Genomic DNA, 17917 nt, shown 5'->3' on the forward strand with positions numbered 1-17917 from the left:
TGAATCACGGAGCAGTTCCGCACAACCGACGACAAGGAAAAGACCCGCACATGCCGACGCCTGGATTCCCGGTGGGCACCCTCGACTCCGAGGGAACGCCCATATGGATCACGGATGTGGCCGCAGAGGATCCCCATCACAGCCTGCACGTGGTCCGTGGCCTTGACCCAGCGGCCGCGCTGGAGGCACTGGGCGCCCCACCACACGAGATCCGTCCGTGTGTGCTGCCCGACCCCTCCGCCAAGCCCAATGCGTTCACCTCGCTGCCCAAAACCGTCCTCGGCACGGAATGGCCCTCAGCCACGCTGATGGCCGGCAGCGCCGGTGCGTGGACCTTCGTGTATGACGACTCCGGGGCGACCTGGGACCGCGCGGCCGCACTGTCCCGCGACGGCCGGACGGCGGCCACGAGCGTGTACACCGTGAACGCAGATGCCAGCCTCGACTACGCAGTCAACGGAGCGATGCTCCGCCATGTCGACGTCGACGACCTCGTGCTCCCGGGGGGCCTCTCCGGGATGCCGGAGGAACTGCGCACGGCATTCCAGGAGGCCGGCATCTTCGAAGCGGACTACCGGGAGTCGTCCGACGAACCCGACTACAGCATCTGCATGCGCGCCGTCTGCGCTCTCGGGGGCCTGCCCCGCACCTCCGAAGACCTGCGCCGTGTGCCACTGCTGGCAGCGGCGGTGCCCACGAGGCCACTCGGCTGCTGATCCCGACTGCTCGACAGGATGCGCGAGGCTGTCAGAACCGCACCGGCCGGCCGGATCCCCTGATGCCGACCTCCGCGCTCACCCGCAGTCCCCACACCTCCCGGACCGTCTCGGTCCGGGAGGCGAGGCAGCCGACGATGTCCAGACCCCTCCCGCACTCGTCGGCCTCGGCCGGTTTGGGTCGCGGGTCGGGCCCGCCGTAGTCCGTGACGTCGACCCGCAGGGTGTTCCCGACGAGTGCCAGCGTCATCGTGAGATCGGAGCCCCCGTGCTGCACGGCGTTGGTGGTCAGCTCGCTCACGATGAGCACCGCTGCGTCGGCCTCCTCACCGTGGATTCCCCAGCGGGCCAGGACGGCGGCGGTGAAGCGTCGTGCGTCGCGGACACCGCGCTCGTGCGCCATCATGGCCACGCCGGCTACCCGCGGCGCCGTACCAGGAAGGCGAGCGACTTCATCGTGACGAGGGAGAAGTGCTGTGTGGGACATCGGGTTGCCTTGTCGGGGAGTCGGGGCAAAACCGTGGCCGAGTGTTCCGGGCGGAGAGTGCGGTACCAGGGTGAGGGCCGATGCGGGTCTAGGAGGACACACTCCGGCTTCTGCGACGCTGCAGCAGGACGGCACCGCCCGCCCCGCCCACCGCGGCCGCCGCGCCGATCCCGACGACGATTCCGAGGGACGAACCCCCCTCCTCGGCGGCGGCCGACGGTGTCGGCGTGGCCGCGACGGACGGCTCGGGGGCCGTCTCCGCCCCGTCCGTCGCAACCGACGGTGAGGAACCGGTTGCCGGCCGGGCCGGGGGATCCGCCTCCGGGTTGACGGTGAGCACCGGCAGGGGGAACTCCGGGTCCTCACTGCCGGTCGCCGGCTGGTTCCACGCGGCGATCGTGCCGTTGGAGTAGGTCTGCTCGGAGGGGAAGTCGAGGGAGTACCGGTCGGGTACGGGGCCCACCTTCACCGTGAAGGTCCCGCTTTCCTTGGGCGGGATGTCGTAGCCGGGCTTCGCCGTCCAGAGCAGCTGAGTGCCCTCGTCGGCGGGCCCGGCCACCTTCTTCCCAATCCAGCCCTCCACCGTCGGTACGTCGGTGACCTCGAGCTCCGGGGGGACGATGACGGCGACGCGGATCGTGCTGGCGTCGGCGAGCTCGCTGGGGACGCGGAACTCGAGCGTGGCGGGTTTTCCGGGGATGACGTCACCGGTCACCGAGACATGGGCTGCCGCGATGCCGGACGCGAGCAGAACTGCGCCCGCCGCACCGGCGGCCACGGTGACCAGGGAGGCGATGTGCCGTCGAATGCGGCGGGGCATGGTTCACGTCCTTCCGGTTAAGGAACAGGTCAGCAGCAGTCGCAGTACAGAAGGTCGGTGGCCTTGACCGAGTGGCCGTGTCCGCTGGCCTGCGCGGCGAAGTTCGCCTTCTGGACGGGGGTCACCTCGCCCTTGACCTCGATGGCGATGCTCTCGCCGTTGAAGGCGCCGAAGGAGAGCGCCATGGGTGTCTTGCCACCCTTGTCGGTGGGGAACGAACGCAGCACGGTCTTCTTGCCGTCGGCGGCCACGGAGTAGGCCTGGTAGACGGTGTCCGGCTGAAGGCCCCGCGCCTGGAGCTGGATCATGTCCAGTCCGGCCACCGGGCGGACGGTGGCCTCCAGGACACGGCCCTTGACCGGGTCGAGGGTGTCACCGCGGCTGCCGTTCGGCAGCGTGGTCGGCACGTTGTACGCCTGCTGGCCGAGACCCTGCCGGCCGAGGCCCGGGGCGCTGCCGGCACGGTCGGTGGCCCTCGGGGCGTAGACGATGGCCTGCGGTTCCTGGCCCGTCGCGATGGTGTCGATCACCTTGTTGGTGCGGGTGTCGATGACGTCCACCGCATCGGACTTCTCCAGGCCGACGTACAGGCGGGAGCCGTCACCGCTGCCCCACGCACCGTGCGGTGCGTGCCCCTTGTTCTTGATCTTGGTGATGAGTTCGGGAGCACCGCTGGTCCGCTTGTAGACCCAGGTCTCGTCCAGCCCTCCCATGGTCAGGTAGACGAACTTCCCCTTGCTGTTCTCGATGAACTGCGGGTGGTTGGTGTCGGGTCCTGTGTTGAGGACGGTGACCACCTTCCTGTGCTTGAGGTCCACCACGGTGATCTTGCCGTCGCGCTTGTGGGAGACCCAGATGCGCTTGCCGTCGGCGGAGATGGCCTGGTCGGAGGAGAAGGTGGCGCCGAGACCGGTGATGCGCTCCTTGATCTTGCGGGTGCGCACGTCGATGACGCTGACTTCGGCCTTGCTGGTGAAGTTGACGTACGCGTACCTGCCGTCGGGGCTCATCAGCACCTTCGACGGCCCTTCACCGACGCGCACCGTAGCGATGACGCCTCCGCGCTCGACGTCGACGACCGAGATCGTGTCGCGGCCCCGGTTGGCGACCCAGAACTGCTTGCCGTTGGCGGTGAAGCTGCCCTCGTGGGCGGCGCGGCCGACGTCGGTGGTGTTGAGGACCTTGTTGGTCCTGGTGTCGACCATGTGGACGGTGTTGCTGGTGACGCTCACCACGGCCAGCCTCCGGTGATCGGGCGAGTACGCCAGACCGTGCACTCCGGAGTCACCGCTGTACTGCGGGCTGAAGGTGCTGCCCACCCGCTGATCGCCCAGGGCGATCGTGCCCAGGGTCTTGTTGGTGGAGGGGTCGATCACCGACACCGTGTTGGAGGTCTGGTCGGCCGTGTAGATCCGGTCCCGGCCCGTGATCGGAACCGGGCGCTGCTTGGGGGCGGCACTGGCCTCGGCGGCCGTGGTTTCCGGGCTGGCCTGCGCGATGGACGTGGCCGCGAGCCCTCCGCCTCCGACCCCCAGCGCGGCGATCAGCATCCATGTGGCACGACGCACAGTAGGCATGTACTTGCTCCATTGTCTGTTTTCGGGCAGGGGGGGCCACCGCGCCTGCGGGGGCGACGGACCGTCTGACCACTTGGGAAATTGCGGCGTCAGGGAGTTCGTGTGTCCGGGCCGTCAGGCCGGCCGGGACGGGGAGGGGGACGGAGAAGGCACGACGCGAACGTGGCTCACCACGTGTCCGTCCCCGTCCTCGACGATCAGAGCGGTGATCGTGTCCTTGCGCATGGCGGTGACCATGCGGGTGGACACCTGCTCCCCGGAATCGGCGCGCACACTGCCGCCCGGGACACGCGTGCCGTCGGCGTTGACGGTCACCATCCGGTACGTCTCACCCTTCTTGAGGCCCGACAGGGCCACCGGTACCTCGGTGCCCCACGGATGGTCGATCATCGATCCCTCGCGGACCAGCACCACCGCCGTGGCGGGAGCCGGCTGGTCCTGGTCCAGGGTGAGGGGGACGACCGTCGCGGCCGCGGTGACGAAAGCGGCGGCCACGCCCAGGGCGACGCGACGCCGGAACCTGGGCCGGACCGGCTTCGGATCGGCCACGACCTGGCGGATGCGGTCGCCGAGGTCCTTCGAGGGCCGCGCCGGGGAAGTGGAACCCCGTGCGCCTGTCCAGTCGGCGAACGGGTCGACCCGTCGCAGGGTGCGGACCACGTCCTCGAGCTCGGCGGCCTCGCGAGTGCACTCCGGGCACTGGTCCACATGGCGGGCCAGGTCCTCCGGTAGTGGTGTCCCGAGAAGCAGGTGCTCGGTCAGCAGCGGACGGAAGGGGATGCATTCCTTGTTCATGGTGCCAGCCACCCGTTCTCCTCCAGGACGAGTCGCAGCGCGCGCACGCCGTAGTAGAGGCGGCTGCGCATCGTGGAGGCCGGGACCCCCAGCTCCTCACCCAGCTCCGCGCAGGTACGGCCGCCGAAGTACACCTCCACCACTGCCTCCCGGTGCTGCGGGCTCAGCCGCTCCAACGCCTCTCCGAGCTGAATCCGCTCGAGAAGCTGATCGACGGGGTCGAACGCCGGGGACGACTCGGACACGGCGTCCCACGAGGAGTAGCCGGTTCCCTCCCGGACCTTGCGCCGACGCAGGGCGTCCACCACTCCGTTCCGGGCGATGGCGAACAGCCACGTGCGCATGCTGCCCTGGCCCGGATCGAAGCCCCGGGGCGACTTCCACGCACGGACGAAGGTCTCCTGGACCACGTCCTCGGCGAGCTGACGGTCGTCCAGTGCCTTGTACGCGAACCCGAAGAGTTCTCCACCGTAGAGGTCGTAGGCGGCCTGTACCTCGCGTTCCGTCCTCAGTGCGGTCGGCTCGGCCTCTTTCGACGCGAACCGGTCGCGCAGCCATCTCACCGGACTACCGCTCACCGACACGGCCGTCCACATCCGATCCGCGCCAGAACACCATGGTGCTTTCCATTTCCGGAGACGATGTGGTCATCAGGGGATACGCAGGCCTCACCACTCATGTTGAAAGGAGGGGAAACTTCGTCGGTGCTGCCGAAAGACACCTGGTCAGCTCCCCGTGGGCGGGGGTGCCGGGTCATGGCGACGGCCCGAGCACCGCGGTGGCGGTGGCACGGGCACGGTCACGATCACAGAATGGGGGTACGGCGGTTCCGATGCGACTGGATCACAGGCATCGGGCGCGGGACACACCGGCCGCCCTGATGTATGGCGTGGTGCCGGTCCAGGGCTGTCGTCCCTGAGGTGCACCGGGACGCTCGGTCAGCGCGTTCGGTCCTCGTCAGGCGTCGCTGCGTCCACCGATGTCGGCGGCGGTGGGCTTTCCGGCGAGTTCGGGGGCAGCGGGTTCCCCGGCAGGGGCGGCGGGGCTGGTCTTGGCCCGGTGTACGAATTGACCCTCCGACTTCGCGATCACCATGGCGGCGAGCGAGTTGCCCGTGACGTTCAAAGCGGTCCGTGCCATGTCGACCACGAAGTCGATGGCCAGCAGAATGGCGATGCCCTCCGCGGGTAGTCCGATCACCGCGCCGGCCGAGAACAGGACGACGATCGAGGCGGACGGCACGCCCGCGATGCCCTTGGTCAGCAGCATCAGTACCAGTAGCGCGGTCAGCAGGCGCGGGATCGTCAGCTCGACGCCGTAGGCGTGCGCGAGGAAGACGACAGCCAGTCCTTCGTACATCGTGGCGCCGTCGGCGTTGAAGGAGTAGCCGAGAGGCAGCGTGAACGAGGACACCTTCCGGTCCACACCGAACTTGTCGAGCCGTTCGATCAGGGGTGCCAGTACGACCTCGGCACTGCGCGTCACGAACGCCAGGAACAGCAGGTCCCCGACCGCGCGCAGCATCGGCACGTACGGAACCCGGAAGATGATGGCGATGACCGGGAACAGCACGACGAGCACCACGAGCACGGCGGCGTAGAAGACGACGACGAACACCGCCAGCTTCAGCACCAGGTCCCAGCCGTAGTGGGCCGTGTTGTACGCGACGAAGGCGACGACGGCCAGCGGGGTCAGCTTGATGATCCAGGTGATCATCTGGAACATGGCGTCGGCGACGGCGTCGAAGACGGCAACCACTGGTTTGGCCTTGTCTCCGATCTTGGTCAGCGCCATCCCGAGAAATACGGCGAAGAACAGAATGGCCAGCAGCTCCCCCTCGCCGGCCGACGCAAAGACGTTTTCGGGAATGATGTGCAGGAAGAGTTCCTTCAGATCGATGTCTCTCCCGATGCCCGCCGTCTCGGCGGGGTCGACTGATCCAAGGTTCGCGTCCTTCCCGATGCCGGAGTAGAAGGCCACGAAGAGGGTGACCGCGAGAATGGCCGTCGTGACGATTTCGAAGTAGAGAATCGCCTTGGTCGCCATGCGACCCACCGTCTTCGCCGACTCCAGCCGCGCTATGGACACAACGATGAGCGGAAAGATCAACGGCACGATGGTCATCTTGATCAGCCTGATGAACGCATCCCCGACGATCTTCAGCTGGTCGCCGAACGCCGGCGCCACCAGACCGAGCAGGGCACCGACCACGAGCGCGATCAGCACCTGCACGCCCAGAGGGGGCATCGAGAACTTTCGTCTGCGGTGCTCGACGCGGCCGGCGTTCGCCGCGGCAGCAGGTTGCACATTCGACATGAGTGACAGGTCCTTTCCCTTGCCGGTGACGTGTCATTTGGCTCGCCGAAGCGGCCCAGGTCAAGCACGGAGAAATATCCATGCAGTCTGTGCATGACCCCTGACGGAACCGACATTGGACAGCGCTTCCCGAGGGCTCTACCTTCTGGAACATTCATCCACTGCAACCTGATGGGGAGCATTCCATGGTTCAGACGGCACGTTTCGCTCGCTTTCCACTGGGTCATTTCCCGACCGCCCTCGAACCGATGGAGCAGCTGACCACCCATCTGCGGCAGAGCTACACCTCGGTGCCGGAACTGTGGATCAAGCGGGACGACTGCACGGGGCTGGCGACCGGCGGCAACAAGACACGCAAGCTGGAGTTCCTGGTGGGTGAGGCGGCCCGGCAGGGGGCCGACGTGCTCATCACGCAAGGGGCGACCCAGTCGAACCACGCCCGGCAGACCGCTGCGGCGGCCGCCCGCGCCGGCATGGAATGCAAGCTGTTCCTGGAAAAGCGCCAGACGCGGGACGAGGAGTACGAGCTCTCCGGCAACGTCCTCCTGGACGAGCTGCTCGGGGCCGAGATCGTCGACCGCGTACCTGCAGGGACCGACATGCAGGAAGCCATGGAGCTGCTGGCCGACGAGCTGCGCGCGGAGGGGAGGCGGCCCTACGTGATTCCCGGCGGCGGGTCCAACCCGCTGGGTGCGGTGGGCTACGTCCAGTGCGCCCAAGAGCTCGAGGCGGCGCCCGTCCCCGTCGACTGGGTCGTGCACGGGACGGGGAGCACGGGTACGCAGGCGGGCCTCGTTGCGGGACTCCGTGCGATGCACAGTCCGGCCAAGGTGCTCGGCATCAGTGTGCGCCAGCCCGAACAAGCCCAGATAGATGCCGTGTTCGGTCTCGCCGAGCGCACGGCGGCTCTCATCGGTGCCGAGGGCGCCGTCAAGCGGGAGGACATTCTGGTCGACGACCGCTGGGTCGGCGGTGGATACGGCGTCCCGACGGACACCATGACCGAAGCGGTCCGCCTCGTTGCCGCCTGCGAGGGCATCCTGCTCGACCCCGTGTACTCGGGCAAGGGATTCGCCGGACTGATCGGTAACATAGCCGACGGCCGCTTCGCCCCCGACGACAACGTCGTCTTCCTGCACACCGGAGGAAGCGCGGCCCTGTTCGGCTACCGGTCCACGTTCCAGACGCCGTGAGCACACACGACCACCTGGTGGGCATTCTGGGCGGGATGGGCCCGGCCGCCACCGCCGAGTTCTACACCAAGCTCATCGGCCGGACCCGGGTGACCCGCGACCAGGACCACCTCCGGGTCGCGATCTGGGCCGACCCGACCGTCCCCGACCGTGTCGGGGCCGTGATCGGCACCGGCATCGACCCCTATCCGGCGATGTTGAGCGGAGCGAACCGGCTGCGCGATCTCGGCGTGACCCTGGCGGTGATGCCGTGCCACACCGCGCACGTCTTCCTGCCGGCCCTCGTCAAGGACTCGGGATTGCGGTTCCTCGACATGGTCGCCGAGACAGTGGCGGAACTCGAGCGGCGGGCCGGGGCGATGAGCAGCGTCGGACTGCTCGGTACCCGCGGGACGATCGCCTCCGGCCTTTACCAGGACCGGCTGCGGGAAGCGGGGTTCGGCGTGGCTCTGCCGGGAGAGTCCACGCAGGTGCAGGTGGATCTCGCCATCAAGAAGGTCAAGCAGGGCGACCCGGAGGCAGCCGGTGTGCACCTGGACAAGGCGGTGCGCGCCATGGCGGGTACCGAGGGGCGGCTGATCGTTCTGGCGTGCACCGAGCTCCCGCTGGCGGCCCGGTTTCTCTCCGCATCGCGAGGGGCTCCCCTGCTCGATCCCACCGATCTGCTGGCCGACGCGGTGGTCCGGGAGTGCCTGGGCCCGTATCCGGCGGAGGGCCTCCCGGAGGCCGGATAGTCAGGAGCCGTCCGCCGCGAGTCTGGCGGCACGGTGCCAGATGCCCGCCGCGCGGGCGGGCACCTTGTCGGACGGCACACGGTACAGCCGGATCTCGATGCGCGCCGTCAGCGACGAGTCACCCACCTGCTGCAGTGTGCCGTCGGCGAGTTGCGAGGTCACCAGACGCCCGGGCAGCCAGCCGATGCCCAGACCCGCGCCGATGAGAGCTGCCAGCCCCGAGGTGAAGTCGCTCTGCGCGATGGGCAGGAGGTGGAGGTCCCGCTCAGCGAGGATGCGCTCGGTCACCCGGCCGAGAAACGCGCCCTGGCTGTGGGTGACCATGGGTACAGGCTGTGCGGCGGTGCCGGGCAACGAGAAGTCCGGCTGCTGGCCGGTGACCGACGTGTACGGAGCGAGGACATCCTCCGCCAGCACCATCCACTCCACGTCGGCCACCGGAATACTGAGCGGCAGAGCCGGATCCGCGTAGGCGAGCAGCAGGTCGCAGCCGCCGTGGAGCAAGGCGTCATAGGCATCGAGCGTGTTGGACGGCAGCAGGACACACGGCACCGGTCCCTGATCGCTGCAGCTCGCCCACCATTGGGCGAAGAACGTGGTGGCCAGCGTGTGGGTCACCGCGACCCGTACGGCTCCTCTCGGTGTCCGCTGCCGTCCGCGGATCTCATCACGCACCGCACTGATGGCGGCCACCGTCTCGATCGCTCCGGCGCGGACCTTGACGCCCGCCGGTGTCAGGCTTACGGGATAGGTCGAGCGGTCCACCAACGGCTCGCCGAACCAGATCTCGAGGGCGCGGATCCGGCGGCTGAAGGCAGGCTGGCTCACGTGCTGCGCCTCCGCGGCACGTGTGAAACTGCCGTGCTCGACGAGTGCCAGGAAGCTTTCGAGCCAGCCGATGTCCACCACGGTCGGATTTTAGCGGTGCCATGACCGATGGCAGGTGACCTTGCTCGCCCTCTTCCTTTCACCGGTGCCGGTCGTGGATGCCCCTGAAGGTCGTCCGCCCCCATTCGGCGGTCCTGCGCAGGAACATCCCGTGCTGCGCCAGGCGGTCGTCCAGGCGTCTGATGCGCGCCTGCAGTGCGCGCCTCCTCAGAGGTGTGTCCGCGCCACCGAGGAGGAGACACAGGTCGTGGCAGCACAGCGGGCGCGACGCTGAGGACAGCAGATGGAGCAGCACTCGCTGGGACGTCTGCTGCACTTCCGGTAAGCGACGCAATTTCCAGGCGACACGTCGGTCGCTGCCGGAGCGGGACAGCGTGAGCCAACGGCGTTCGGCGACGAGCCTGCCGGCCAGTTCCGGGGGTGACAGGTCGTGGGGCAGGACATTGACCGCTCCCGCCAGCAGAAGACGCGCCGGGTCGGTGGGGCCGGAGGTCAGCACGATCACAGCTCCGAAGTTGCTCAGCACCCTCACTTTCGACTCCACATCGCCGTCTCTCACCTCGTTCGGCACGTGCAGGACCACCAGGGGACACACATCGCCCAGCAGCTCCAGGTACGCCTGTTCCGAACCCCAGGGGTAGGAGAAGGCCGGCATGACGTGATAGCGCCGCATCCTGCGCAGCAGACGGGCGGTCTCCGTTCTGCGCAGGGAGAGGACCGGGCCGACGATCTGGTGCCGGGCAGGTTCCGTGAGCACCCGGCCAGTGGACGAGGTGACGACATCGAGTGGTGACATGGCAGACCACCGGAAACAGCCGAAGGGATCGATCCTGGCGACAGAGTGTCGCTCATGTCCGCGCCACGCTTGGCCCCTCGGCCCCTGTCAGCGTTTCAGACGCTCGTCATACCTGGTCAGGTCGAGGACGGACGCGCATCCACGACAAACGAACGACAACGTTTGACCAATGGTTTGCGGAGAGTATTGATCACGCTCCCCTGCCCCAGCACGGGAACACGCCACATGACCACCGGCGGACAGCGATTGGGCACCATCCATGACGGGGACCACCAAGACGGAAGGCATCAGTCTCGCTCCGAGCCTGATATCAACCCGGCACTACGCACCCCACGATGACCACCACGCCCTCATCCAGACGATCTACGACCGGCACGGCCCCCTGCTCCTGCGATACGCGGCACGGCTGCTGGGGGGCGACTGGCACAAGGCCGAGGACATCCTCCAGGAGACGGCGGCGCGCGCCTGGAAGCACGCCACCTTCCTGAGAAGCCATCGTGAGCACCTGAGGCCGTGGCTCTTCACCGTGGTCAGGAACCTGGTCACCGACCATCACCGCTCCTGCGGCCTGCGCCCTCTGGAACTGGTGCCGATCGAGGACCTCGACACCACCTGGGAGAGCTCCGACCACGCGCTCACCCTCCACGTGGTACTCAACGCGCTGCAGGACCTCAACGAGCAGCAGCGGACCGTGATCAGGCTCCTGTACTGCCTGGAGTGCAGCGTGGCACAGACTGCCGAGCACCTGGGCATCCCGCCCGGCACGGTCAAGAGCCGCGCTTTCTACGCCCTGCGAGCTCTGCGCAAGGTGCTGGAGGGCCGGGGAATGACCGAGGCGTGAGACCACGACCGGGCCGGAGGCGGAATTTCGCCGGCATCGCAGGTGAACCGGACCGCGGCTTCGGTCGTTGTGCCGAGTGTGGGCGCCCGCGTACTCCTCCCTCCACCACCGGGATGGACGGCTTCCAGCCCACACACGCCACGCGCGGTACTTCCCCCGGCTGCACGTGGAACGGCCCCGGCAGGTTCACTCCGCACCTGTCGGGGTCCGTATCCGCCGGCCCACCCAGCCGGCGCTGACCGACTGCGGCGGACGAACCGAGGTGTGGGGCCGAGGTACGGACGCCGCGGCCGGACGCCTGGCCGGTACAGGGAAGCTGGTCACTTCGGTGTGCCGGCCAGGTTCAGCTCACGCTGCTCAGGGGAAGGCCCACGAACAAGCAGAGCATGATCGTGGCCGTCACCAGGGGCGCCCACAGGCGCAGCCCGCGCTGCTCGTGGCTGTCGTGGTACGTGAACGCCGCGGCGGTGAGCAGGAACAGGCCCCCGGCGGCGACGACCGCGGACGCGGTGACGAAGTACGCGGACGACAAGCCCGCGCCGCCCAGCAGTTCCAGGACGCCGATCCCCCGGCATGCGGCCCGGGAGAAGCCGCATGCGGCAGCCGGCGTGCGGGGCACTCCCCGGCCCACGATGTGCCCCAAGCCGCTGACCAGGAAAAACGCTCCGCAGACCGCGGCGACCGCCGTCAACGCAATGCTCACTGGGATGAGTCCCTCTCCTCGCCGTGATGCCCGGTGCTGTCACCGGGACCCGTCATCGCGGGAACGGTGAGGAGACGACCGTGGTTCACATCGGGTACACGGTGACCCGCGCCTCTGAACATGCGTGCGTAGCGTGGCGATGGACGGTCGGACGAACGCACCGGTGCCCGTACGGTGAGGCCCGGATCGCCACCAGGGGCCAAACCCGCTCGGCCCAGGCCGCGCAGGACGTACGTCAGGCCGATCGCGCCGCGTGGTGATCGGGGTGGACGTCGGCGAGCACGCCGATCCTGCGGGCGTCGTCATTCGGCGTGTCGAGCGAGGCGGTGCGGCCGGCGCCCACCGCACGGCGCAATACTTTTGTTTCGCCCTCGATCCGTGTACGCGCCGCGCCGCCGGCGTCGGTCACAGGGCCGTCGTCGGGCCGGCCACGCGCGGGACGTGCCGTCGCCGCGCCGCCCGGCATGGCTGCCGCGCGTTCACGGCGTGCGGAGGGCTTCTGCGGGCGGGGTGCGCAGGGCCTTGCGCGTGGGGAGTTCGATGGTGAGGAAGGCCGTCAGGGTGACGACGAGGACGGTGACCGGCAGCAGCCAGACGGGACCGGACGGCCAGGGACGGCCGAGGAATCCTTGCCCCAGCAGGGCCAGCGGCACCACCGACAGCACCAGTCCGGCTCCGCAGGCTGTCGCGGCGATCGCCGCCGCCTCACGGCGCATCATCGCCCGGACCTGACCGGGTGTCATACCCACCAGGCGGAGTGCGGCGATCTCGGTGCGCCGCTGATCGGTGGACGCGACCAGTTTGTTGGCGATGCTGAGCAGCAGGTAGGCGAGCAGGACGACGATGACGGCCAGATTGATCCACACCTCGGGCGGGGTGTCCTGCCCGGTGCCGGGCCCGGGGTCGGTGTCCGACAGGACCACACCGGGGTGTTTGCCGACCAGCGCGGCGAGCCGCTCCTCGGCGGCGGCGCTGCCGTCGGTCCGTACGAGTATGCTCTGCGGCGCGGGCACCGTGGTGTGCCCCGCCGCCAGGTCCTGGGAAAGGACCAACGGGCCGAAGCCGAGGCCGCGGTCGTATACGGCGACGACCCGGGCCGTCACACGTACGCCGTCCCCGAGGATCAGCTCCACTCGCCGTCCCAGCCCGGCATCGCGTGAGCCAGCGGCCTCACTGCTCACAGCGACCGTGGCGCCCTTCAGACGCGCCAGGTCCCCGTCCCGCACGTCGAGGTCGTACACCCCGGCCCCGCCCGGGGAAAGGATCATCGCGGACGCCGACTCGGTCGTCGTCTCGCCGAACTCCTTGTACTGCCACACCGCGGTCGTGGTGGTGACGGGTTCCGCAGCCTCCACGCCCGGCAACCGCCGCACGGCCGACGCCGTGTCCGGGGGAAGTCCGCCGAGCTGCGGCGCGCTCAGTGTGTGCTGAGCGAGGGTGCCGACCCGGATGTCCTGCTGGGTCGCGGCGAGCACCGTGGTCTGCGTGAAGGTATACGTCAGCACGAAGACGACCCCCATGGCCGGCGGACTGATGACCCCGGCGAACCGGAGGGCGCAGGCGCGCATGCCGACCACCGCCAGCCAGCTCGGAGCGAGGGCGCCTGGCCGCATGCGCCGCAGCGCCGCCCCGCCCGCGCCCTTGACCAGCGCCGGCCCGGACAGGGCCAGGCCGATCGCGGCCATGATGCCCGCAATCGACGTGGACGTGGCGCCTAGCGCGGTCCGGACCAGCAGCGGAGTGACCGCCGACGCCGTCGCGGCCGCGATCAGCAGCAGACCAGTCAGCGTCCGGGCACGGGACGGGGCACGGGGCTCGCTGCGCGACTCGGCCACCGCCTCGGTGGCCGGCAATGTGGAGGTGCGCCAGGCCGCGCCCCGGGCCGACACCTGCACCACCGCCAGCATCAGAACCATGGTGACCAGGGCGGGCAGCGGACCGAAGGTGAGGGGAAGTCCGGGTGGCAGAACCGCTCGGTCGACGAGCGCCTGCGCGAACTGCCTCGCCAGCAGGTAGCCGAGGCCGATGCCCGGCACGGCCGACACGACCGCGACCACGGTGGCCTGACATGCGGCGAGACGGCGGATCTGCTTCGGCGTCGTACCGACCGCGCGCATCAGCGCCAGATCACGGCGCTGCCCGGCGATCGACACGCCCAGCGCGCCCGCCGTGACGAACCCGACGATCATCAGCAGGATCCCGGCGAGCGAGCCCGCCAACAGAATCAACAGCGAGCGCGCCGCACTCACTCCAGGGGCCACAGCCGTACCGCGGTCCGCTCCGGTGAGTACCTTCAGTCCCGTGCCCGCCACCTGATCCCGGACCGCCGCCGCCACCGGCTCCCCGGCTCCGGGCGCGACGCGCAGACCGATCAAGTCCACCGTGCCCGCCCGGGACCCGCCCCTGCCGCCGGCCGTGCCCTCCCGGCCGGACAACCGCCGCGCGGTGCCGTCCGCGAAATAGACCCCCGCCTCAGGCGCATCCACGACCGCGGACACACGGTAGGAGGACGGCTCCCCCGTACCCGCGGCAACCCGGATCCGGTCCCCCACCCGTACCCCGGCCGAGGCCGGTACCGCGACCTCATCAGTCACGGACGGCGGATGACCCTCGATGCGTGGTTCCGGCAGCAGCGTGGTCGACGACCAGCCGTGACCGAAGGTCCGCGGATCCTCGGCCGGCAGCACGCGGCCGCGCGCATCGATGAGCGCGGCTGGGAACCCAATGTCACCGACCGCCGCGGTGACCCCCTTCACCCTGCTCAGCCGGCCGACAAGATCGGCCGGGACCGTGGCACGCTCCGGGAGCGCGACCGGCAGGTCCCCACTCGGATGGAACTCCTGGTCGGCCGCCACGACCACATCCGCGCCGCCGAGCCGACCGGGCGGCAGCTGGGACCGCAGGCCCGACTCGGCCAGTACGCCTGTCCCGGTGAGCAGAGCGGCGCCGCCGAGCACCGCGCAGGCCACGGCGAGCAGCGCGGTGAATCTGTGTGCCGCCATCCGCAGAGCAAGATGCAGCATGAGTCAGCGCCCTCCCAGCGCGATGAGGCGGTCGGCGAGCCGGGCGGCGGTCGGGGCCTCCAGGGCGTCGATCACCTTGCCGTCCGCCATCACCACCGCGTGATGGGCCCAGGCCGCGGCCGCCGGATCGTGGGTGACCATCACCACGGTCTGGTGGAACTCCTCGACGAGGCCTCTCAGCAGCTGCAGAATCTGGTGAGCACTGTGCAGATCCAGCGCCCCGGTCGGCTCATCGGCGAAAACCACCGCGGGCTTGGACACCAATGCCCGTACAACCGCCGCCCGTTGCTGCTGGCCTCCCGAGAGCTCGGCCGGCCGACGGCCGAGACAGCCGGAGATACCGACCCGTTCGACCAGCGCGTGCATCCATTGCCGGTCCGGGCTGCGGCCCGCCAGGCGCAGCGGCAAGGTGATGTTGTCCTCGAGAGTCAGTGACGGAATCAGGTTGTACGCCTGGAACACGAACCCGACGTGGTCACGCCGTAGCTCGGTGCGACGGGTCTCGTCCAGACCGGCGATCTCACGGCCATCGATACGGACGCTGCCCGACGTGGGCGAGTCCAGCCCTGCCGCACAGTGCATCATGGTGCTCTTGCCGGAGCCCGAGGGCCCCATCACGGCGACGAAAGTACCCGGCCACACCGTCAGCGACACATTGTCCAGAGCCCGCACGCCGCCCGGATACACCTTGCTGACCTGGGACACGGCGACGGCCGGAGCCCTCTCGACTGGTTCCGCGCGGACGGCGGTGCGACGGCCGAGACCCCAGGCGCTCATCTGCCGCTCCGCAGGCGGAGCACGACCAGCACAGTGGCGCACAGCGCGGTGACCCCGCCGGCGGCCAGGTGCACCCCCAGACCGGCCCCGGCGAACGAGGCCACGGTGTTGCCGAGCACGCTGACGACGAGAACCACCCAGAGCAGAACGCGGACCGCGCCTGTGCTGCTGGACCGGTCCGGAGTCCCCTCCTGACTGTCGGCCGCGGTGAGACTGTAGGGATCCGTGTGCGACATGTGAACCATTCCCCTGTGTGTGCGAGGACACCGACGCTACGGACCGGCGTCTCCCGGGCCGATCCCCCGGGCCGCCGGACCGGAGGTACAGCAGGCTGTACCGTCCACGCCTTCTCTCTGGGCACAGGGGGTCGCCGCACCGCATGCCTCAACGTGCTCCGGGAGGTCCGACGGCTCCAATGCCGAGGATGGGGGGCAGCAGGTAGCCGGTGCGCGGTTGCGTTGGGCGCCGGGGTCTCGGTCGGGAGTGTCTGCGGGTTCCGCAGGTGGTTCGGCCAGGCGGAAGCGATGGGTGTTCACGGCCTTCTCCACCCCCTGACCGAGATTGGCCCCCCGGCAGCGTGGCGGCGCTCGGGATCGGAGCACCAGGACCGCTCGGGCAGGTAGAGCCGTCGGTCGATCAGCGCGCGTCCCCGCTCAGTGGCGTAGGCGAAGAACACGCCGACCTGGGAGTTGTCGATCCGGCCGGCTGTGCCGGTGTACTGGCGTTGCACCCCCGCCGACATGCTGCCTTTCTTCACGAAGCCGGTCTCGTCCACGATGAGAACGCCGTCGTCGCCGAGGTGGTCCACAACGTAGCGCGGACGTCGTCACGGACGGCGTCGGCATCCCAGCGGGCATGGCGCAGCAGGCGCTGCAGGCGCTGCATCGGCCCGGGCCGGGCGTGACCGGCCTGTTCAGCCAGTTGCCAGCAGTTCTTCCGCTCCGGTAGCCGACAGCAGCCCGAGCAAGTAGGCGCGGGCCGTGGCCCGAGGCTCAACTCGGCCGGACCGCCCGGCGATACGCGCCATGACCTGGTCGAACACACCCGCCAGCGAGCAGGGTCTGCGCTATGGCCCGCGGCCACCGCACGATCTTCGTTTGTCCACACACCAACCGATAATCACGCGGTGGCCGTACCCATTCCCAGCCGGGTCCGCCACAAGCTCGCGAAGCCAGACTGGAATACTAAACGGTGCGAGTCCCATCCGTCACAAAAATCAAGGAATATATGGAGTTGCTGGCTGGCGTACCCCAACACCCGCGCGAAAGAGACCACTTGGACCAATTCCACGGACTTCCGGTCCTGGACTTCCCGGAGGCGTCCTCCGGCCGTCCGCTGCCGGACGATCCCGCGTCCGTGGCGTGGCGCGTCCGGGTCGAGATGAGTGACCAGGACGAGGACGAGGACGACTACTGGAACCGCTTCCTCGAGACCGTGCCGCTGGAGGAGGTCCGCGCGCTCCTCATCGGCAGCCCTTACTACGGCTTCGATGCCAGCGCCCCCCAACAGTTCGAGGACCTCGTCGAACTGCGCCACCGGTTCACCCGTCTGGAGGCGCTGTTCCTCGCCGACGTCGACGTCGACGAGTGCGACATCTCCTTGCTGGAGCACGGCGATGTCGCCCCCGTCCTGGAGGCGTACCCCCGGCTGCGGGAGCTCGGCATACGCGGCAGCAACGACGTGGAGTTCCCCGTCATCCGTCACGAAGGGCTGCGCACCCTGCGCTTCGAGAGCGGCGGGCTGCCCGCCTCGGTCGTGCGCAACGTGGGCGCGTCCGACCTGCCGTCCCTGGAGTACCTGGAGCTGTGGCTGGGCGACGCGGACTACGGCTGCGACGCGACGGTGGAGGACCTCCAGCCGCTGCTCGCCGGGGAGCGGCTGCCCTCCCTGCGCCATCTGGGTGTGCAGAACAGTCAGTTCCAGGACGAGATAGCCGCCGCCGTGGCGCAGGCCCCGGTCGTGGCCCGGCTCGAATCCCTCAGGCTGTCGATGGGTGCGCTCGGCGACGAGGGTGCCGCGGCCCTGCTGGGCGGGCAGCCGCTCAGTCACCTGCGCTATCTCGACCTGCATCATCACTATCTCAGCGACGCCATGATGCTGCGGGTCTGGGACGCCCTCGAACCGGTGGGCGTACGGGTGGACCTGTCCGAACAGTTCGAGGAAGAAGTGGCGGACGAGTACCACAGAGGCGGCCGCCGCATCACCGCCTCCGTGTGAACCTTCCCTTCCCCGCCCGCTCCTTCCGCGAGAG

18 protein-coding genes and 1 pseudogene are annotated in these 17917 nt (G+C 69.2%); 5 read left to right on the forward strand and 14 right to left on the reverse strand.

Translation table 11 applies throughout. The features are described from left to right. Window positions 1–50 precede the first annotated feature (50 nt). Window positions 51–716 (forward strand): DUF6461 domain-containing protein, encoded by a 666-nt coding sequence (locus ACZ44S_RS23645; RefSeq protein WP_466932130.1) that lies wholly within the window; start codon window positions 51–53, stop codon window positions 714–716. Between the two features lie 31 nt (window positions 717–747). Here the strand turns inward: ACZ44S_RS23645 and ACZ44S_RS23650 are convergent, their stop codons facing one another. The 6 genes from ACZ44S_RS23650 to ACZ44S_RS23675 form a co-directional block, all read right to left on the reverse strand. After that, window positions 748–1122, reverse strand: coding sequence for an ATP-binding protein (locus ACZ44S_RS23650; RefSeq protein ID WP_466932131.1), 375 nt, complete (start codon window positions 1120–1122; stop codon window positions 748–750). Window positions 1123–1291: 169 nt separating this feature from the next. After that, window positions 1292–2023, reverse strand: coding sequence for a DUF1775 domain-containing protein (locus tag ACZ44S_RS23655; protein WP_466932133.1), 732 nt, complete (start codon window positions 2021–2023; stop codon window positions 1292–1294). Between the two features lie 29 nt (window positions 2024–2052). Next, window positions 2053–3600 carry a YncE family protein gene (locus ACZ44S_RS23660; RefSeq protein ID WP_466932135.1) on the reverse strand — a complete coding sequence of 516 codons (1548 nt, stop codon included), beginning with the start codon at window positions 3598–3600 and terminating at the stop codon, window positions 2053–2055. Between the two features lie 114 nt (window positions 3601–3714). Next, window positions 3715–4407, reverse strand: a complete 693-nt coding sequence (locus ACZ44S_RS23665) for a hypothetical protein (protein ID WP_466932137.1) — start codon at window positions 4405–4407, stop codon at window positions 3715–3717. Next, window positions 4392–4973 carry a sigma-70 family RNA polymerase sigma factor gene (locus ACZ44S_RS23670; RefSeq protein WP_466932139.1) on the reverse strand — a complete coding sequence of 194 codons (582 nt, stop codon included), beginning with the start codon at window positions 4971–4973 and terminating at the stop codon, window positions 4392–4394. Before ACZ44S_RS23670 ends, ACZ44S_RS23665 begins: the two co-directional genes overlap by 16 nt. Window positions 4974–5352: 379 nt before the next feature. After that, window positions 5353–6711: a dicarboxylate/amino acid:cation symporter gene (locus ACZ44S_RS23675; RefSeq protein ID WP_466932174.1), complete on the reverse strand. Its 1359-nt coding sequence runs from the start codon at window positions 6709–6711 to the stop codon at window positions 5353–5355. 185 nt (window positions 6712–6896) lie between these two features. On the opposite strand from ACZ44S_RS23675, the gene cuyA reads away from it, so the two are divergent. Continuing rightward, a complete protein-coding gene (gene cuyA, locus ACZ44S_RS23680; protein ID WP_466932176.1) occupies window positions 6897–7904 on the forward strand; it encodes a D-cysteate sulfo-lyase in 1008 nt (335 codons plus the stop codon). Beyond that, window positions 7901–8638, forward strand: a complete 738-nt coding sequence (gene cuyB, locus ACZ44S_RS23685) for a cysteate racemase (protein ID WP_466932178.1) — start codon at window positions 7901–7903, stop codon at window positions 8636–8638. Before cuyA ends, cuyB begins: the two co-directional genes overlap by 4 nt. Here the strand turns inward: cuyB and ACZ44S_RS23690 are convergent, their stop codons facing one another. Both ACZ44S_RS23690 and ACZ44S_RS23695 read right to left on the reverse strand, forming a co-directional pair. After that, window positions 8639–9547: a LysR family transcriptional regulator gene (locus ACZ44S_RS23690; RefSeq protein WP_466932180.1), complete on the reverse strand. Its 909-nt coding sequence runs from the start codon at window positions 9545–9547 to the stop codon at window positions 8639–8641. A gap of 58 nt (window positions 9548–9605) precedes the next feature. Further along, the gene (locus ACZ44S_RS23695; RefSeq protein ID WP_466932182.1) at window positions 9606–10322 is read right to left on the reverse strand and encodes a hypothetical protein; all 717 of its coding nucleotides are present in this window, start codon (window positions 10320–10322) and stop codon (window positions 9606–9608) included. A 259-nt stretch (window positions 10323–10581) separates the two neighbouring features. Here ACZ44S_RS23695 and ACZ44S_RS23700 point away from each other — a divergent pair, with 259 nt between their 5' ends. Beyond that, entirely contained in the window at window positions 10582–11163 is a 582-nt protein-coding gene (locus tag ACZ44S_RS23700; RefSeq protein ID WP_466932184.1) for a sigma-70 family RNA polymerase sigma factor, read from the forward strand. A gap of 343 nt (window positions 11164–11506) precedes the next feature. Here the strand turns inward: ACZ44S_RS23700 and ACZ44S_RS23705 are convergent, their stop codons facing one another. The 6 genes and pseudogenes from ACZ44S_RS23705 to ACZ44S_RS23730 all read right to left on the reverse strand — a co-directional run. Then, window positions 11507–11866, reverse strand: coding sequence for a DoxX family protein (locus ACZ44S_RS23705; protein WP_466932186.1), 360 nt, complete (start codon window positions 11864–11866; stop codon window positions 11507–11509). 235 nt (window positions 11867–12101) lie between these two features. Then, window positions 12102–12275, reverse strand: a complete 174-nt coding sequence (locus tag ACZ44S_RS23710) for a hypothetical protein (RefSeq protein ID WP_466932188.1) — start codon at window positions 12273–12275, stop codon at window positions 12102–12104. A 70-nt stretch (window positions 12276–12345) separates the two neighbouring features. Further along, complete coding sequence (locus tag ACZ44S_RS23715; RefSeq protein WP_466932190.1) at window positions 12346–14889, reverse strand: ABC transporter permease; 2544 nt, start codon at window positions 14887–14889, stop codon at window positions 12346–12348. Window positions 14890–14892: 3 nt separating this feature from the next. Beyond that, a complete protein-coding gene (locus ACZ44S_RS23720; protein ID WP_466932192.1) occupies window positions 14893–15666 on the reverse strand; it encodes an ABC transporter ATP-binding protein in 774 nt (257 codons plus the stop codon). Further along, complete coding sequence (locus tag ACZ44S_RS23725; protein ID WP_466932194.1) at window positions 15663–15902, reverse strand: hypothetical protein; 240 nt, start codon at window positions 15900–15902, stop codon at window positions 15663–15665. The genes ACZ44S_RS23720 and ACZ44S_RS23725 overlap by 4 nt, the downstream gene beginning before the upstream one ends. Before the next feature lie 332 nt (window positions 15903–16234). Then, window positions 16235–16693 (reverse strand): annotated as a pseudogene (locus ACZ44S_RS23730) (IS701 family transposase); the annotation flags it as partial. 248 nt (window positions 16694–16941) lie between these two features. Between ACZ44S_RS23730 and ACZ44S_RS23735 the strand changes: the two are divergent. Further along, window positions 16942–17883: an STM4015 family protein gene (locus ACZ44S_RS23735; RefSeq protein WP_466932196.1), complete on the forward strand. Its 942-nt coding sequence runs from the start codon at window positions 16942–16944 to the stop codon at window positions 17881–17883. Window positions 17884–17917 lie beyond the last annotated feature (34 nt).

This window comes from Streptomyces malachitofuscus, from assembly GCF_055571035.1.

Bases quoted from the DNA above. Each gene is read 5' to 3' on its own strand.
- ACZ44S_RS23645 (WP_466932130.1), top strand. From the start codon at position 51: ATGCCGACGCCTGGATTCCCGGTGGGCACCCTCGACTCCGAGGGAACG.
- ACZ44S_RS23650 (WP_466932131.1), bottom strand. From the start codon at position 1,122: ATGATGGCGCACGAGCGCGGTGTCCGCGACGCACGACGCTTCACCGCC.
- ACZ44S_RS23655 (WP_466932133.1), bottom strand. From the start codon at position 2,023: ATGCCCCGCCGCATTCGACGGCACATCGCCTCCCTGGTCACCGTGGCC.
- ACZ44S_RS23660 (WP_466932135.1), bottom strand. From the start codon at position 3,600: ATGCCTACTGTGCGTCGTGCCACATGGATGCTGATCGCCGCGCTGGGG.
- ACZ44S_RS23675 (WP_466932174.1), bottom strand. From the start codon at position 6,711: ATGTCGAATGTGCAACCTGCTGCCGCGGCGAACGCCGGCCGCGTCGAG.
- cuyA (WP_466932176.1), top strand. From the start codon at position 6,897: ATGGTTCAGACGGCACGTTTCGCTCGCTTTCCACTGGGTCATTTCCCG.
- ACZ44S_RS23695 (WP_466932182.1), bottom strand. From the start codon at position 10,322: ATGTCACCACTCGATGTCGTCACCTCGTCCACTGGCCGGGTGCTCACG.
- ACZ44S_RS23700 (WP_466932184.1), top strand. From the start codon at position 10,582: ATGACGGGGACCACCAAGACGGAAGGCATCAGTCTCGCTCCGAGCCTG.
- ACZ44S_RS23715 (WP_466932190.1), bottom strand. From the start codon at position 14,889: ATGCTGCATCTTGCTCTGCGGATGGCGGCACACAGATTCACCGCGCTG.
- ACZ44S_RS23720 (WP_466932192.1), bottom strand. From the start codon at position 15,666: ATGAGCGCCTGGGGTCTCGGCCGTCGCACCGCCGTCCGCGCGGAACCA.
- ACZ44S_RS23725 (WP_466932194.1), bottom strand. From the start codon at position 15,902: ATGTCGCACACGGATCCCTACAGTCTCACCGCGGCCGACAGTCAGGAG.